This window comes from Pseudomonas sp. LBUM1672, assembly GCF_059695655.1.
The window spans coordinates 1,983,116-1,999,288 of the sequence record NZ_CP166781.1; the positions used below are offsets into that span (position 1 = coordinate 1,983,116).

The 16,173-nt window shown below is 60.0% G+C and carries 12 protein-coding genes and 1 pseudogene; 8 read left to right on the top strand and 5 right to left on the bottom strand.

Annotated elements, in window-relative coordinates; genetic code table 11:
* Positions 1-41: 41 nt before the first annotated feature.
* The 8 genes from ppsA (at position 42) to ACA053_RS09030 (ending at position 8,099) form a co-directional block, all read left to right on the top strand.
* Positions 42-2,417, top strand: coding sequence for a phosphoenolpyruvate synthase (gene ppsA, locus ACA053_RS08995; protein WP_109628842.1), 2,376 nt, complete (start codon positions 42-44; stop codon positions 2,415-2,417).
* 98 nt (positions 2,418-2,515) lie between these two features.
* A complete protein-coding gene (locus ACA053_RS09000) occupies positions 2,516-3,505 on the top strand; it encodes an alpha/beta fold hydrolase (protein WP_497395055.1) in 990 nt (329 codons plus the stop codon).
* A 121-nt stretch (positions 3,506-3,626) separates the two neighbouring features.
* The gene (gene rraA / locus ACA053_RS09005) at positions 3,627-4,118 is read left to right on the top strand and encodes a ribonuclease E activity regulator RraA (RefSeq protein ID WP_046816185.1); all 492 of its coding nucleotides are present in this window, start codon (positions 3,627-3,629) and stop codon (positions 4,116-4,118) included.
* 26 nt (positions 4,119-4,144) lie between these two features.
* Positions 4,145-5,140 (top strand): divalent cation transporter CmaX, encoded by a 996-nt coding sequence (gene cmaX / locus ACA053_RS09010; RefSeq protein ID WP_497316747.1) that lies wholly within the window; start codon positions 4,145-4,147, stop codon positions 5,138-5,140.
* A gap of 63 nt (positions 5,141-5,203) precedes the next feature.
* The gene (locus ACA053_RS09015) at positions 5,204-5,452 is read left to right on the top strand and encodes a hypothetical protein (protein WP_007944521.1); all 249 of its coding nucleotides are present in this window, start codon (positions 5,204-5,206) and stop codon (positions 5,450-5,452) included.
* 2 nt (positions 5,453-5,454) lie between these two features.
* The gene (locus ACA053_RS09020) at positions 5,455-6,279 is read left to right on the top strand and encodes a mechanosensitive ion channel family protein (RefSeq protein ID WP_008027407.1); all 825 of its coding nucleotides are present in this window, start codon (positions 5,455-5,457) and stop codon (positions 6,277-6,279) included.
* An 87-nt stretch (positions 6,280-6,366) separates the two neighbouring features.
* Positions 6,367-6,957 (top strand): RNA polymerase sigma factor SigX, encoded by a 591-nt coding sequence (gene sigX, locus ACA053_RS09025; RefSeq protein WP_010456518.1) that lies wholly within the window; start codon positions 6,367-6,369, stop codon positions 6,955-6,957.
* Positions 6,958-7,064: 107 nt separating this feature from the next.
* Positions 7,065-8,099, top strand: a complete 1,035-nt coding sequence (locus ACA053_RS09030) for an OmpA family protein (RefSeq protein ID WP_497316750.1) — start codon at positions 7,065-7,067, stop codon at positions 8,097-8,099.
* Between the two features lie 85 nt (positions 8,100-8,184).
* Here ACA053_RS09030 and cobA read toward each other — a convergent pair whose 3' ends face one another.
* The 5 genes and pseudogenes from cobA to ACA053_RS09055 form a co-directional block, all read right to left on the bottom strand.
* Positions 8,185-8,949 carry a uroporphyrinogen-III C-methyltransferase gene (gene cobA, locus ACA053_RS09035; RefSeq protein ID WP_497316752.1) on the bottom strand — a complete coding sequence of 255 codons (765 nt, stop codon included), beginning with the start codon at positions 8,947-8,949 and terminating at the stop codon, positions 8,185-8,187.
* A gap of 10 nt (positions 8,950-8,959) precedes the next feature.
* A complete protein-coding gene (locus ACA053_RS09040) occupies positions 8,960-11,674 on the bottom strand; it encodes a nitrate reductase (RefSeq protein WP_497395057.1) in 2,715 nt (904 codons plus the stop codon).
* 2 nt (positions 11,675-11,676) lie between these two features.
* A pseudogene (locus tag ACA053_RS09045) lies at positions 11,677-12,933 on the bottom strand (NAD(P)/FAD-dependent oxidoreductase); the annotation flags it as partial.
* A 326-nt stretch (positions 12,934-13,259) separates the two neighbouring features.
* Positions 13,260-14,930: a bifunctional protein-serine/threonine kinase/phosphatase gene (locus ACA053_RS09050; RefSeq protein WP_497395059.1), complete on the bottom strand. Its 1,671-nt coding sequence runs from the start codon at positions 14,928-14,930 to the stop codon at positions 13,260-13,262.
* Between the two features lie 7 nt (positions 14,931-14,937).
* The gene (locus tag ACA053_RS09055; protein WP_497395061.1) at positions 14,938-16,149 is read right to left on the bottom strand and encodes a nitrate/nitrite transporter; all 1,212 of its coding nucleotides are present in this window, start codon (positions 16,147-16,149) and stop codon (positions 14,938-14,940) included.
* Between the last annotated feature and the right edge of the window lie 24 nt (positions 16,150-16,173).

The following is a 16,173-nucleotide window of genomic DNA, read 5'->3' on the forward strand; positions in this document are numbered from 1 at the left end:
GGCTTCTGAGCTTTTCCAACACAGTTAGTGGAGAGATCACCTTGGTAGAGTACGTAGTTTCCCTCGATAAGCTCGGCGTCCATGATGTAGAGCACGTAGGGGGCAAGAACGCATCCCTGGGCGAGATGATCAGTAACCTCGCAGGCGCCGGTGTATCGGTGCCCGGTGGCTTCGCCACGACAGCTCAGGCTTATCGTGATTTTCTGGAACTGAGCGGCCTGAACGATCAGATCCACGCCGCCCTCGACGCTCTCGACGTCGACGATGTCAACGCCCTGGCCAAGACTGGCGCCCAGATCCGTCAATGGATCATGGAAGCCGAATTCCCCGAGAAGCTCAACGCCGAGATCCGCACTGCGTTCGCCACGCTGTCGGCCGGCAACCCTGACATGGCCGTGGCCGTGCGCTCTTCCGCTACCGCCGAAGACCTGCCGGACGCTTCCTTCGCCGGTCAGCAAGAAACTTTCCTGAACATCCGTGGTGTCGAAAACGTCATTCGCGCCGCCAAAGAGGTGTTCGCCTCCCTGTTCAACGACCGCGCGATTTCCTACCGCGTCCACCAGGGCTTCGACCACAAGCTGGTGGCCCTGTCGGCTGGTGTGCAGCGCATGGTCCGCTCCGAAACCGGCACTGCCGGCGTGATGTTCACCCTCGATACCGAATCGGGCTTCCGTGACGTGGTGTTTATCACCGGCGCCTACGGCCTGGGTGAAACCGTCGTACAAGGCGCGGTGAACCCGGATGAGTTCTACGTCCACAAAGGAACGCTGGAAGCCGGTCGTCCGGCCATCTTGCGTCGCAACCTGGGCAGCAAGGCCATCAAGATGATCTACGGCGAAGTCGCCACGGCCGGTAAATCGGTCAAGACCATCGACGTGGACAAGGCTGATCGCGCCCGTTTCTGCCTGACCGACGCTGAAGTCAGCGAACTGGCCAAGCAAGCGATGATCATCGAGAAGCACTACAAGTGCCCGATGGACATCGAATGGGCCAAAGACGGTGACGACGGCAAGCTCTACATCGTTCAGGCCCGCCCTGAAACCGTGAAGAGCCGTACCTCGGCCAACGTCATGGAACGCTACCTGTTGAAAGAAACCGGCACCGTGCTGGTTGAAGGTCGCGCCATCGGCCAGCGCATCGGCGCCGGCAAGGTCCGCATCATCAAGGACGTGTCCGAGATGGACAAGGTCCAGCCAGGCGACGTACTGGTCTCCGACATGACCGACCCGGACTGGGAACCGGTCATGAAGCGCGCCAGTGCCATCGTCACCAACCGTGGCGGTCGTACCTGCCACGCGGCGATCATCGCTCGCGAACTGGGCATCCCGGCCGTGGTCGGTTGCGGCAACGCCACCCAGCTGTTGAAAGACGGCCAGGGCGTGACCGTGTCCTGCGCTGAAGGCGACACCGGTTACATCTTCGAAGGCGAACTGGGCTTCGACATCAAGAAAAACTCCGTGGACGCCATGCCTGATCTGCCGTTCAAGATCATGATGAACGTCGGCAACCCGGACCGCGCCTTCGACTTCGCGCAACTGCCGAACGCCGGTGTGGGCCTGGCCCGTCTGGAGTTCATCATCAACCGCATGATCGGTGTTCACCCCAAAGCGCTGTTGAACTACGACGGCCTGCCGCAGGACATCAAGGACAGCGTCGACAAGCGCATCGCCGGTTACGACGATCCGGTCGGCTTCTACGTCGATAAACTGGTCGAAGGCATCAGCACCCTGGCCGCTGCGTTCACCCCGAAAAAGGTCATCGTGCGTCTGTCGGACTTCAAGTCCAACGAATACGCGAACCTGATCGGCGGCAAGCTCTACGAGCCGGAAGAAGAAAACCCGATGCTGGGCTTCCGCGGTGCTTCGCGTTACATCAGCGAAGCGTTCCGTGACTGCTTCGAACTCGAGTGCCGCGCCCTCAAGCGCGTGCGCAACGAGATGGGCCTGACCAACGTTGAAATCATGGTGCCGTTCGTCCGTACCTTGGGCGAAGCGAGCCAGGTGATCGATCTGTTGGCGGAAAATGGCCTGGCCCGCGGCGAGAACGGTCTGCGCATCATCATGATGTGCGAACTGCCGTCCAACGCGATCCTCGCTGAAGAATTCCTCGAGTTCTTCGATGGCTTCTCCATCGGCTCCAACGACCTGACTCAGCTGACGCTGGGCCTGGACCGTGACTCCGGGATCATCGCTCACCTGTTCGACGAGCGTAATCCGGCGGTCAAGAAGCTGCTGGCCAACGCCATTGCCGCGTGCAACAAGGCCGGCAAATACATCGGCATTTGCGGTCAGGGCCCTTCGGACCACCCTGATCTGGCCAAATGGCTGATGGAGCAGGGCATCGAAAGCGTTTCGCTGAACCCCGATTCCGTACTGGAAACCTGGTTCTTCCTGGCTGAAGGTCAGGCTTCGGCTTGATGGTGTGAGTGAAGCCCCGGCAGCTTTAGTGGCCGGGGCTTTAAGATTCAAGTAGGGCGGGCTCCTCTGGATGCCGCCCTTTTTTGTGCAAGAGCATTATGCAAAGCAGCAGCAACCTATTTCCTGTCGCCCTGATCAGCGCCGAGCGGCGCGGTGATCTGAGCGAAGATGTCTATCGTTTGAAACCCGGCAACAGCCCTGACGGCACCGTCGAACTGGCTGTGACGCGTCTCGGCATGGCCGATGAACCGTCCGTGCGTGGCGTGCCGGTGATTCTGTTGCACGGCAGCTTTTCCAATCGCCGGTTCTGGTTCTCGCCGAAAGGGCTGGGGCTGGGCGCCTACCTGGCGCGTCTGGGCTTCGATGTCTGGATTGCGGAGATGCGTGGCCACGGCCTGTCCCAGCGCAACCAGAACTACCGCAAGAACCGCGTCAGCGACTACGCCCGTTACGATCTGCCGGCCATTGGCGCGTTCGTGCGTGAGCAGAGCGGCCAGATCCCGCACTGGATCGGTCACTCGCTGGGCGGCATCACGCTGGCGGCGGCACTGGGTGGGGAATACATCGGCGAGCCTGTCGTTGCGTCTGCGGCGTTTTTCGGTACGCAAGTCAGTCGCACTTACTGGCCGTTGAAGATTCCACCAGTGGAGTGGAGCGGGCGCTTCATTCTCAAGCGTTTCGCCCAGCTGTCCGGTTCACGGCTCAAGCGCGGCCCGGAGGACGAGCCGATTGGCCTGGCCCTGGAAAGCATGCGCTGGTATGGCCTGTTCGGACGCTTCGGCGATGCGGACAAGGATTGGTGGGCGGGATTGGCCGAGGTTCAGGTGCCGGTGCTGGCAGTGAGCGCCGCTGGCGATCATCAGGATCCGGCGTGGGCCTGTCGCAAGTTGTTCGATCAGGTGGGTTCCGAACACAAGCAATTCATCAACCTTGGCCGCGAGCAGGGCTTTGGCGATAATTTTGGTCACGTGGAAATGCTCGTCAGCAAAGCCGCTCAAGCCGAAGTCTGGCCGTTGGTGGCGCGTTGGCTGGCGGATCAGCAAACGCCTTTGCTGGGAGAAAAGCCGGATTTGGCCTCGGCAGTCTGAGCCTGATGCTCTAACAAGGGCATTTCGCTCTGTTCGGCTTGAGGCTAAGATATGACGCATTGAGCTGTTCCGGTCACTTTGCGACACACTCGATTGTCTTCCTCTTTACAGGAGTTTCTCGATGAACCATTACCTCACGCCTGACCTGTGCGACGCCTATCCGGAGCTGGTGCAGGTGCTGGAACCGATGTTCAGCAACTTTGGCGGCCGTGACTCGTTCGGCGGCGAAATCGTGACCATCAAGTGCTTCGAAGACAACTCGCTGGTCAAGGAACAAGCCGAGCTCAAGGGCAATGGCAAGGTGTTGGTGGTCGATGGCGGCGGTTCCCTGCGTCGTGCGCTGCTGGGCGACATGATCGCCGAGAAAGCCGCGAAAAACGGTTGGGAAGGGCTGGTGATCTATGGTTGCATCCGTGACGTCGACGTCATCGCGCAAACCGACCTGGGGGTTCAGGCCCTGGCCAGCCACCCGATGAAGACCGACAAGCGCGGTCTCGGCGATCTCAACGTGGCGGTAACCTTTGCGGGCGTGACCTTCCATCCGGGCCATTACATCTACGCGGACAACAACGGGGTGATCATCTCGCCAAGCCCGCTGAAGATGCCTGAATAAAGCCGCGAATCAACAAAGGGGTGAGGATGTTCGAGGAAGACAACGCGCAGTGGGGGCTGGTGCATGCCCTGGTGCTGGATGGTAAAGGCGGTGCGCGTTCGATAGCCCGGACTGAACTTGACGACTTGCAGCTGCAGGCCCATGAAAGCCTGTGGCTGCACTGGGATCGCAGTCACCCGCAAACCCAGACCTGGCTGCGCAAATCCAGCGGTCTGAGTGAATTCAGCTGTGACCTGCTGCTTGAAGAGAACACCCGCCCGCGTCTATTGCCGCTGCCGGACTCTGAACTGCTGCTATTTCTGCGCGGGGTCAACCTGAACCCGGGTGCCGAGCCGGAAGACATGGTCTCGGTGCGGATCTTCGCTTCTGCGCAACGCGTCATTTCCCTGCGTTTGCGCCCATTGCGCGCCACCGATGAGTTGCTGGTGCAGCTGGCTGAAGGCAAAGGGCCGAAAACCGCCTCCGAACTCATCCTTTATATGGCTCAGTACCTCACCAACAAGGTGCAGGATCTGGTCAGTTGCCTCTCGGAAGTGGTCGATGAGGAAGAAGAAAAGCTGGATGCCGACGAACGGTATACGCCCGAGCATGGCGCCATTTTGCAGATCCGTCGAAGGGCTGCCGCACTGAAACGTTTCCTTGCGCCGCAGCGGGAAATTTTCGGGCAGCTGACGCGGATAAAACTGCCGTGGTTCGTCGAAGACGATGGTGATTACTGGAACGAATTGAACAACAGCCTGACCCGTTATCTCGAGGAGCTGGAATTGACCCGGGAGCGGGTGGGGCTGGTCCTCGAGGCCGAGGACAGGCGTTTGAGCGTGCGCATGAACCGCACGATGTACCGCTTCGGGATCATCACCGGGATCTTTTTGCCGATGAGTTTTCTGACCGGTCTGTTGGGCATCAACGTCGGTGGCATTCCGTTCTCGGCAAGCCCTTATGGCTTCCTGATCGCCTGCCTGATGATGGTCTCGGTGGCGCTCGGGCAGTGGTGGTTATTCCGCCGTTTGCGATGGGTGTGACGATGACTCATGTGACCCGGGCAAATTTGACCGCGTCTTTCACAGACATCACGAGAGGTGCGTATGCACGATCCGTTTGAACAGTCTTTGCGCGACATGCTGAACGCTTCGCCGTCCACCCGTGACGACGATGCGTGTCTTGGGCGTGTCCTGAAAACCGCCAACCGCCAGGTCGGCGCTGGCGATCTGTTCAGCCTGCTGGGCCGCTGGTTGCCCGCGCTGATGATTGCTCTCAATAACGGCTCGGCCCACGTCTCGCCGGTATCCCGCCACCGTAAACCTACCGTTCGCACCGCTGATAAGGCTGATTGAATATGGAACTTGATCTCTGGACTCAGAGCCTCGTCACTGCAATGACTGCGTTATGGACCAAGGTGGCAAATTTCATCCCGAACCTGTTCGGCGCACTGGTTGTGTTGCTGTTGGGTTTCGTCGTTGCGAAACTTTTGGACACTTTGCTGTCCAAGTTGCTCGCCAAGCTGGGCCTTGATCGCCTGATGGGCGGCACCGGTCTGACAAAATTACTGTCCCGGGCCGGCCTGCAAGTACCGATCTCGACCCTGATTGGCAAGATTGTCTACTGGTTCGTTCTGCTGATTTTTCTGGTTTCTGCCGCAGAATCCCTTGGACTTGAGCGAGTTTCGGCTACGCTGGACATGCTTGCGCTGTATTTGCCGAAAGTATTTGGCGCCGCGCTGGTGCTGCTGGTGGGTGTTTTGCTGGCGCAACTGGCCAATGGGCTGGTGCGTGGTGCAGCAGAAGGCGTAGGGCTGGATTACGCCGCGGGCCTGGGGCGAATTGCCCAGGGCCTGGTGATTATCATCAGTATTTCTGTCGCAATCAGCCAGTTGGAGGTCAAGACTGACCTGCTCAACCATGTGATTGTGATCGTATTGATTACCGTTGGTCTGGCGGTTGCGCTGGCCATGGGGTTGGGAAGCCGGGAAATTGCCGGTCAGATTCTTGCGGGAATCTATGTGCGTGAGTTGTATCAGGTTGGGCAACAAGTGCGTGTTGGCGAGGTCGAAGGTCAGATCGAAGAGATCGGCACGGTTAAAACCACATTGCTGACCGATGAGGGTGAGCTAGTCTCTCTCTCCAATCGGATCCTCCTGGAGCAGCATGTGAGTAGCCGCTAACCCGGCAAACCCTGCTAATGTATGCCGCCGCAAAGTGCCCTGTAAGGGCTGCGGCGGACATTGACCTGACTGTCGGCCCGACTTGTTTTGAATAAAGCTCAATCGCTCTCCACGCGCTACGACCCCCGCGAGCTCTCTGATGAGGAGTTGGTCGCGCGCTCGCATACCGAGCTGTTTCACGTAACACGCGCCTATGAAGAACTGATGCGGCGTTACCAACGAACATTATTTAACGTCTGCGCACGATATCTGGGGAACGATCGCGACGCAGACGATGTCTGTCAGGAAGTGATGTTGAAGGTGTTGTATGGCCTGAAGAACTTCGAGGGGAAATCGAAGTTCAAGACGTGGCTCTACAGCATCACGTACAACGAATGCATCACGCAGTATCGGAAAGAACGGCGAAAGCGTCGCTTGATGGACGCTTTGAGTCTGGACCCCCTTGAGGAAGCGTCTGAAGAAAAGACGCCGAAACCCGAGGATAAGGGTGGACTTGATCGCTGGCTGGTGTATGTGAACCCGATTGACCGTGAAATTCTGGTGCTACGATTTGTCGCAGAGCTGGAGTTTCAGGAGATCGCAGACATCATGCATATGGGCTTGAGTGCAACAAAAATGCGGTACAAACGTGCTCTAGATAAATTGCGTGAGAAATTTGCAGGCATTGCTGAAACTTAGTTCGGCGCAAATATCTCTTACGTGTAGGCAAGTTCTGATAGACTTGCCGCCGAGTTGTCCCCCGGTTTGCGGGACTGCTTCACAATCACCAGATGGGGATTTAACGGATGAAACTGAAAAACACCTTGGGCTTGGCCATTGGTTCTCTTATTGCTGCCACTTCGTTCGGCGCTCTGGCACAAGGCCAAGGCGCAGTTGAAATCGAAGGCTTCGCTAAGAAAGAACAATTCGACAGCGCTCGTAACTTCAAGAACAACGGCAACCTGTTCGGCGGTTCTGTTGGTTACTTCCTGACCGACGACGTAGAACTGCGTCTGGGCTACGACGAAGTGCACAACGTTCGTTCCGACGACGGCAAGAACATCAAGGGCGCCAACACCGCTCTGGACGCTCTGTACCACTTCAACAACCCAGGTGACATGCTGCGTCCTTACGTCTCTGCCGGTTTCTCGGACCAGAGCATCGACCAGAATGGCAGCAACGGTCGTAACCGTTCTACCTTCGCCAACGTTGGCGGCGGTGCCAAGCTGTACTTCACCGAGAACTTCTACGCCCGTGCTGGCGTTGAAGCTCAGTACAACATCGACCAAGGCGACACCGAGTGGGCTCCAAGCGTCGGTATCGGTGTGAACTTCGGTGGCGGCTCCAAGCCTGCTGCTGCTCCAGTTCCAGCACCCGCTGAAGTCTGCTCCGACAGCGACAACGATGGCGTGTGCGACAACGTTGACAAGTGCCCGGACACCCCAGCCAACGTAACTGTTGACGCTGATGGCTGCCCAGCAGTTGCTGAAGTTGTTCGTGTTGAACTGGACGTGAAATTCGACTTCGACAAGTCGGTAGTCAAGCCTAACAGCTACGGCGACATCAAAAACCTCGCTGATTTCATGAAGCAGTACCCATCGACCAGCACCACTGTTGAAGGTCACACTGACTCCGTCGGTCCTGACGCTTACAACCAGAAACTGTCCGAGCGTCGTGCAAACGCCGTTAAGCAAGTTCTGACCAACCAGTACGGTGTTGAATCGTCCCGCGTTCAGTCTGTTGGCTACGGCGAATCCCGCCCAGTTGCTGACAACGCTACTAAAGCTGGCCAAGCTGTAAACCGTCGCGTAGAAGCGTCGGTAGAAGCTAACGCTAAGTAATTAGCGCGCAGCTCTGAGAAAAGCCCGGCTTAGGCCGGGCTTTTCTTTGTCTGCGATTTGGTGAGCGAGGGGGAATCAGTGACATTCAGGCTGATTGATCGGCCGTCATCGCGGGCAAACCGCGCTCCCACAGAGATGGAGTCGCAACGGCTGCTACCGTGCCGATCACCAGAATCGCCGGGCTTTTGAGTTCGAAGCTGTGGGCAGCTTCTTCCATGGCCGTCAGATCGCTCCGACATTCTCGTTGGTGCGGCAAAGAAGCGTTTTCAATCATCGCCACCGGCGTATCCGCCGCCATCCCCCCAGCCAGCAGTTGCTCGCGAATCTCGCTCAGCTTCGCCACGCCCATGTAAACCACCAGCGTCGTGCCACCCTGTGCCAGGGCCTGCCAGTTAAGGCTACTGCCATCCTGAGTGTGGGCGGTGACCAGCGTCACGCCACGGGCAACGCCTCTGAGGGTCAGCGGAATATCGCATTGCGTCGCACCCGCCAGCCCGGCAGTAATGCCGTTGACCAGTTCGACTTCAACCCCGCGCTCGCGCAACCATTGCGCTTCTTCGCCGCCACGACCGAAGATGCATGGATCGCCGCCCTTGAGTCTCACCACGCATTTACCCTGGCGGACATAACGCAGCATCAGTCGATGAATAAAGGCTTGAGGCGTGGAGCGACAGCCGCCGCGTTTGCCCACGGGTATGATCCGCGCGCCGGGGCAATGCTCCAGCACCGCGTCATTGACCAGATCGTCGATCAACACCACATCCGCTTCACTCAGCGCCCGAACCGCCTTGAGGGTCAATAATTCTGGGTCGCCGGGACCCGCACCCACCAGCCAGACTTTTGCGCTCATCGTATTTTCCTCACGAGATGACGGCGATCGGCTGCGCAGTGGCAGCCAGCAGGCGCTTGATTTCCGGGACGCAGGAGCCACATTGCGTGCCGCAACCCAATTCTTGTTTCAAACCCTGCAAATCCAGGCCACAGCTGATGCCGGCGCAGACCGCGCCTTGGCTGACGTTCTTGCAGTTACACAGGATTTTTGTACTTGCTGTGGCAGTTCCAGCGTTGCCCGGTGGCGCGCTCAGCGGTGCCAGCAGCCAGCGCCGCAGTTGTTCGTCGGCGCGCCCCTCAAGCCAAAGGTTTTGCAGCCAGTGTTGGGCGAGGGTTTCGCCGGCCAGGCGAATCGCAGTGATCCGGCCGTTGTCGATCCGCACGCGTTTGCCGATGGCGCGGCGTGGGTCGTCATAGGCCAGTACCGGGCCATCGGTGAGCGCCAGGCATTGATCAATATCGCGCAGCAATTGCGGATCAGGCGCGATGGCGCTGGCAGCGCGTATCAGCAGCGCGGGGCGCTCGCGGCCGACAAGGCTGAGGCTGGCGTAGGAAAACGCCTCACAGAGCGGTCGTAGGGTCTCGAAATGCTGTTGAACATTGCCCTCTACCAGGGCGAATAGCTGCCAAGGCAGGTGCACAGGCTCGATTCGCACGCCGCTGTGTTTCAGTTCCGGTTGTTTCGACAGCGGGTCGAAGGCGGGAAGGGTGAGGGTATTCACGCCGCCCTTGAGGAATCGGTCGCCGAAATGCATGGGCAGAAAGGCTTGTCCGGGCCGCACGCTGTCGTCGCTGGCAACCGGCACGATCACCGCGCCTCGCCGACTTTTCAGGCTGATCAGATCGCCGGGTTGCAAGCGATGCCGACTCAATTCATCCGGGTGCAGGCTCAGCACGGCTTCGCTGACATGTCCGAACAGCTGCGCGGCGGTGCCGGTGCGGCTCATGCCGTGCCATTGATCGCGCAAGCGACCGGTGATCAGCGTCAGCGGGAAGTGTGCGTCGCGTTGTTCCTTGGCGGCGCAATACGGATCAGCCACAAACTTCGCGCGCCCGCTGGCGGTCGGGAAAACACCGTCGAGGTACAGTCGGGCAGTGCCGGTGCTGGCACCCTCGGGGAAGGGCCATTGTTGAGGGCCGAGGCGGTCGATCAGCTCATGGCTGATGCCGGACAAGTCCAGATCACGCCCGCGGGTCAGGAGTTTGTATTCGTCGAAGACCTGCGCCGGCGTTTCAAAGGCAAACAGGCTGTCTTGGCCGGGGCGAAGATGGTGTTCCAGGCGTTGTGCGAAATCCACGGTGATCGCCCAGTCGGCGCGCGCTTCACCCGGTGCGACGATGGCTCGGCGAACGTGGGAAATACGCCGTTCGGAGTTGGTCACGGTGCCGTCTTTTTCGCCCCAACTGGCGGCGGGCAGCAGCAGGTCGGCGAATGCCGCGGTTTCGGTGGTGCGAAAGGCTTCCTGCAACACCACGAATGGGCAGGCTTCCAGGGCCGCGCGCACAGCGGTCTGGTCCGGCAGCGATTGCGCGGGGTTGGTGCAGGCAATCCACAGGGCTTTGATTTTTCCACTTCGAACCTGCTCAAACAGCTCGATCGCGGTAAGTCCGGTGTTTTCCGGCAGTTGCTCAACGCCCCAATAAGCCGCCACTTCCGCGCGATGCTCTGCATTAGCCGCTTCGCGATGGCCTGGCAGCAGGTTCGACAGACTGCCGGTTTCCCGTCCGCCCATGGCATTTGGCTGACCGGTCAGGGAGAAAGGTCCTGCGCCGGGGCGGCCGATTTGCCCGGTGGCCAGGTGTAGATTGATCAGCGCACTGTTTTTTGCACTGCCGGCGGTGGACTGGTTCAGCCCCATGCACCACAGCGACAGAAACGACTTGGAGGTGCCGACCCATTCGGCGCATTCCTGTAATTGCTCGACCTCGATCCCACACAGCTGCGACACCATTGACGGCGTGTAATCGCGCACCAGGTTTTTCAGTTCGGCCAAGCCTTCGGTGTGAGCCTGGATGAAGTCGCGGTCGATCCAGTCTTCCCACAGCAGCAGGTGCAGAATCCCATGGAACAACGCGACATCGGTCCCGGGAAGAATCGCCAGGTGCAGGTCAGCCAAATCGCAGGTGTCGGTACGACGGGGGTCAATGACGATGACTTTCATCTGCGGGCGGCGGGACAGGGCTTCTTCCAGGCGGCGAAACAGTACCGGGTGGGCGTAGGCCATGTTACTGCCGACGATCATCACGCAGTCGCTCGACTCCAGGTCTTCGTAGCTGCACGGCGGCGCATCGGCGCCCAGGCTGCGCTTGTAGCCGACCACCGCCGACGACATGCACAGCCGCGAATTGCTGTCGATGTTATTGGTGCCCACCAGCGCCCGCGCCAGTTTGTTGAAGGCGTAATAGTCCTCGGTCAGCAACTGCCCGGAAATGTAGAACGCGACGCTGTCCGGGCCGTGTTCGACGATGGTCTGGGCGAAGACATTGGCCGCGTGATCGAGAGCGGTGTCCCAGTCGGTACGGCTGCGTGCCAGGCCTTTGCCCAGGCGCAGTTCGGGATACAACGCTCGCGCCGTCAAATCGCCGGTCAGGTGCAGGGTCGAACCCTTGCTGCACAATTTGCCGAAGTTGGCCGGGTGGCTCGGATCGCCGCTGACGCCGAGGATTTGCTCGCCGTCATGCTCGATCAGCACGCCGCAGCCGACCCCGCAGTAGCAGCAGGTGGAAGCGGTGATCTGGTTCATCAGCTTGCTTCCCGGCCTGAGTGTCCTGCGTCGCCGAGGGCCGGCCCCGGAAACGAAGAGCTGCCGAACATCAGGTGATCGCGGATCTCGTCGATGGCGTGATTCTCACGGATCTGCCGGAAGTACCAACCGCCATCTTCCGTATCGCCATACAGGCAAGCGCCGACCAGCACGTCATCCTTGATCACCAGTTTTTTGTAGATCCCGCTGATCGGGTCGGAGAGGGTGATGGTTTCGGTGCCTTCGCCGCCCATGAAGTCGCCGGCGGAAAACAGATCGATGCCGGTGACTTTCAGTTTGGTCGAGGTCACCGAGCCCTTGTAGGTGGCGAAGCCCAGTTGCGCGAGGTGGTTGGCGCAGACCTTGGCTTGCTCGAACAGCGGCGCGACCAGGCCGTAGGCGGTGCCACGGTGGCTGGCGCATTCGCCGATGGCATAGACCCGAGGGTCGTAGGTTTGCATCGTGTCATTGACCAGGATTCCGCGATGGCAAGGGATGCCGGATTTTTCTGCCAGTTCCGTGCTTGGGCGGATGCCGGCCGCCATGACCACCAGGTCGGCGGGGATAATGTCGCCGTTCTTGAATTCAACCGAGCCGACCCGGCCGTTACCGGCATCGTGCAGGGCCTGGGTCTGTTCGCTCAGGCGAAAATGCAGGCCACGGGCTTCCAGGGCGGTTTGCAGGAGTTGGCCACTGGTTTTGTCCAGTTGCCGTTCCAGCAGCCACTCGCCAATGTGCACCACCGTGACGTGCATGCCGCGCAACATCAGGCCGTTTGCAGCTTCCAGGCCGAGCAGGCCGCCACCGATCACCACGGCGTGCTTGTGGGTTTTCGCGGTGTTGATCATGGCTTGGGTGTCGGCAATGTCGCGGTAGCCGATCACGCCCTGCAAGGTGTTGCCGGGAATCGGCAGGATGAACGGGGTCGAGCCGGTGGCGATCAACAGGCGATCGTACTCGGCCTCGGTGCCGTCATCGGCGATCACGCGGCGTTTGATCCGGTCGATCTCCACCACTTTGCGGTTGAGCAGCAACTTGATGTGGTTGTCCAGGTACCAGTCGAGATCGTTGAGTACGATCTCTTCGAACGTCTGCTCGCCGGCCAGTACCGGCGACAGCAGGATACGGTTGTAGTTGGTATGGGGTTCGGCGCCGAAGACCGTGATGTCGTACAGCTCGTTACTCAGCTTGAGCAGTTCTTCCAGGGTGCGGACCCCGGCCATGCCGTTGCCGATCATCACCAGTTTTAATTTCTTCATCAGGTTCTCCGGGGAGCTCGGACCCGCCTCATCTGGGCTGTCAGGTCTTGCTCGACATATTTTGCGCAAACAAAAAAAGGCGTCCCGCTAGTTGCCTAGCGAGGACGCCTTTGTCCTGGTCCCGTTCTCTCGGGAAGCGCACCCTTCATCGTTGAAGGCTGGGCTTTATGTCTGTTGGGAGAGGTAATGCAGTGGTTGTGCCAAGTGCTTCAGATTCTCGGATTTCTACGGTTTTATCGCGCTCTCGGCATTTTGATAGGGGCGCTTTTGCACCGATTAAATGCACGTTGCCCGCAATTGGCGCGGTTTTTGTGAAGGGGGCAGTGTTAGCCGTGAAATACCACGACCAGCAGCACCAGATTCACCACCAACGACACCAGCGCCAACGTCCGCCATACCTTCAACGGCTCGCGCTCCAGCAAGGGCCTGGGCCGCACACTCAAGCTGCGCCGCTCACCCTGTTCTAATAGCAGCAACCATTCCTCCGCCGTTTCAAAGCGCTGACCCGGATCCACCGCCACCGCGCGTTCCAGACTTTGCGCGATCCAGTCCGGCAGGTCGGGGCGGTAGCGGCTGGCGCTGACAGGCACGCCAAACCGTGGGCGCTGGAAGGCTTCGATTTCGCCGTAGGGATAATGACCGGTCAGCAGGAAATACAAGGTCACTCCCACCGCGTACAAATCCTGCTGCGGTGTCGGTGCCTCACCGCCAAAGGCTTCCGGCGCGATGTAGCTGGGAGTTCCGGGCAGTGCAGAGGGCTGATCCTCGGACAGACCGGGGCAGTAAGCGAGGCCGAAATCCAGTAGGCGCAACTCACCGTCGTCCCCCAGCAACAGGTTCTCCGGCTTGATGTCGCGATGAAGAATCTGCCGCCGATGCAGCATGCCGACAGCTTTCAGCAGGCGCTCGGCCAGATCCTGCCATTGCGCCAGCGGCAACGCGGCAACCCGTTCGTGCAACTCCGCCAAGGTTGATCCGGAATATTCGCGCATCACGTAGTACAAATGCTGACGCTGACTGGCGGCATGGACTTCAGGAAAATGCCGTCCGGCCACGCGCTTGAGAAACCATTCCTCCGACAGCAATGCCTGCCCGGCCAGATGATCGTCGCGCAGCGCAGCGGGCAAGGTTTTCAGCAGCCAGGGTTGTTGTTGGCTGTCGCGAACCCGATAGAGCAGTGACTGCTGGCTCTGGCCGAGAATCCCTTCGACCTGCCAACCCTCGAACGTATGGCCCGGTTTCAGCGCGGGCGGCAGCGGCCATTGCTGCAAATGAATCAACGCGTCGCCGATGCTCGTTTCACCGAGGGCATCGACCCGCACCAGCAGGGCGCTGGCATTGTCCTGGCTGCCGGCCAGATGCGCCGCGCTGACCAGGGTTTGCGCAGCGCTGTGCAGGTCCGGCTGGTCGCGCAGAATCGCCGCGATAGCCGTGTCACCCAGCACAGCCCAGATACCATCGCTGAGCAGCACAAAGCTCTCATCGAGGAGCAACTCGCCATCGAGGAAATCCAGGACTAAATGCTGATCGAGCCCCAGCGCACGCTTGAGCACATGCTGCATGCCCGGTTGCTCCCAGACGTGATCCTCGCTGACCCGTTGCAAGGTGTCGGCGTGCCAGCGATAGACCCGGCAATCGCCCACATGCGCCAGGGTAAAACGCCTGCCGCGCATGACCAGGGCACTGACCGTGGTGAGCAGCGGTTGCCCACCGCCATTGGCCTGCAGCCAGCGATTTTGTGCCAACAGCAGGCGGTCCAGCGCTTGCGCGACACCCCAGGTTTCCGGGGTGGCGTAATAGTCCAGCGCCAGAGCCTGCAAGGTTGAACGGGCGGCGAGCCCGCCGTCGGCGCACTGGCTGACCCCATCGGCGATGGCGAACAGGTAACCCTTGCTCGCCGCCAGCGCCGGGGCCGGAGTGACCAGGCGCAGGGCGTCCTGATTTTCCTCGCGAGGACCGATGGCGCTCGCTTCGGCAAAACTCAGTTGCAGGCTCATTGAAGTTTCAGACCCGGGCAGCGGTCACAGCGGCCGAACCCCAGGTGGTTCTCCAGCGACGTTTCACCCCGTGCAGACCGAACCAGGCGAGCACGCCGAGGCTGGCGAACAACCACAAGGCCATTTGATAACTGCCGGTGCTTTGCTTGATCGCACCCATGCCCGCCGCCAAGGCGAAGCCGCCAATGCCGCCGGCCATGCCGATCAAACCGGTCATCACGCCGATCTCACGACGAAAACGCTGCGGGACCAATTGGAAAACGGCGCCGTTACCCGCACCCAAACCGAGCATGGTGCAGACGAAAAGCGCCAGTGCCGCGTAGGAACTCGGCAGGTTGAAACCTACAGCCGCGATGCAGACCGCTGCGACCGTGTACATGCCCAGCAACGTGCGAATCCCACCAAATCGATCGGCCAGCGCGCCGCCCAATGGACGCATCAGGCTGCCACCGAACACGCAAGCTGCGGTGTAGTAACCAGCGGTCACCGGGTTCAAGCCGTATTGGTCGTTGAAGTAGCCGGGCAGGGCGCTGGCCAGGCCGATGAAACCGCCGAAGGTCACGCTGTAGAAAAACATGAACCACCAACTGTCGCGGTCGCCCAATGCTTTCATGTAGTCGGACATGGACTTGGCTGTCGGCCGCTCAGGGGCGTTTTTGGCCAGCCAGGCGAAGACGATGATGGTCAGGATCAGCGGGATCAGGGCGAAACCGAACACGTTGCTCCAGCCGAAGGCGGCCGCCAGCACCGGGGCGATCAATGCGGCGAGCACGGTGCCCGAGTTGCCGGCCCCGGCGATGCCCATGGCCTTGCCTTGGTGTTGCGGCGGATACCATTGCGAGGCCAGCGGCAGGGCGACGGCGAAGGATGCGCCGGCCACACCGAGGAACAAGCCCAATAGCAGCGCTTGTTCGTAACTGTGGATGCCGTGTTTCCAGGCAACGAACAGGGCGCAGATGACGATCACCTGGCCGATCAGGCCAGCGGTCTTGGGCGACAGGCGATCAGCCAGCAAGCCCATCAAAAAGCGCAGTATGGCCCCGGCCAGAATCGGCGTGGCCACCACCAGCCCGCGTTGCTGGGTGGTCAGTTGCAGGTCGGTGGCGATCTGCACCGCCAGTGGGCCGAGCAGGTACCAGACCATGAAGCTCAGGTCGAAATAGAGGAACGCTGCGAACAATGTCGGCGTGTGACCGGATTTCCAGAAGCTTGAATTCATCGCGCACCTCAGCTGTAGGGAGTC

What these genes read in the sequence shown, in the direction of transcription:
- ACA053_RS09000 (WP_497395055.1), top strand. Translation starts at nt 2,516, where the DNA reads ATGCAAAGCAGCAGCAACCTATTTCCTGTCGCCCTGATCAGCGCCGAG.
- cobA (WP_497316752.1), bottom strand. Translation starts at nt 8,949, where the DNA reads ATGAGCGCAAAAGTCTGGCTGGTGGGTGCGGGTCCCGGCGACCCAGAA.
- rraA (WP_046816185.1), top strand. Translation starts at nt 3,627, where the DNA reads ATGAACCATTACCTCACGCCTGACCTGTGCGACGCCTATCCGGAGCTG.
- cmaX (WP_497316747.1), top strand. Translation starts at nt 4,145, where the DNA reads ATGTTCGAGGAAGACAACGCGCAGTGGGGGCTGGTGCATGCCCTGGTG.
- ACA053_RS09015 (WP_007944521.1), top strand. Translation starts at nt 5,204, where the DNA reads ATGCACGATCCGTTTGAACAGTCTTTGCGCGACATGCTGAACGCTTCG.
- ACA053_RS09030 (WP_497316750.1), top strand. Translation starts at nt 7,065, where the DNA reads ATGAAACTGAAAAACACCTTGGGCTTGGCCATTGGTTCTCTTATTGCT.
- ACA053_RS09040 (WP_497395057.1), bottom strand. Translation starts at nt 11,674, where the DNA reads ATGAACCAGATCACCGCTTCCACCTGCTGCTACTGCGGGGTCGGCTGC.
- ACA053_RS09055 (WP_497395061.1), bottom strand. Translation starts at nt 16,149, where the DNA reads ATGAATTCAAGCTTCTGGAAATCCGGTCACACGCCGACATTGTTCGCA.
- ACA053_RS09020 (WP_008027407.1), top strand. Translation starts at nt 5,455, where the DNA reads ATGGAACTTGATCTCTGGACTCAGAGCCTCGTCACTGCAATGACTGCG.
- ACA053_RS09050 (WP_497395059.1), bottom strand. Translation starts at nt 14,930, where the DNA reads ATGAGCCTGCAACTGAGTTTTGCCGAAGCGAGCGCCATCGGTCCTCGC.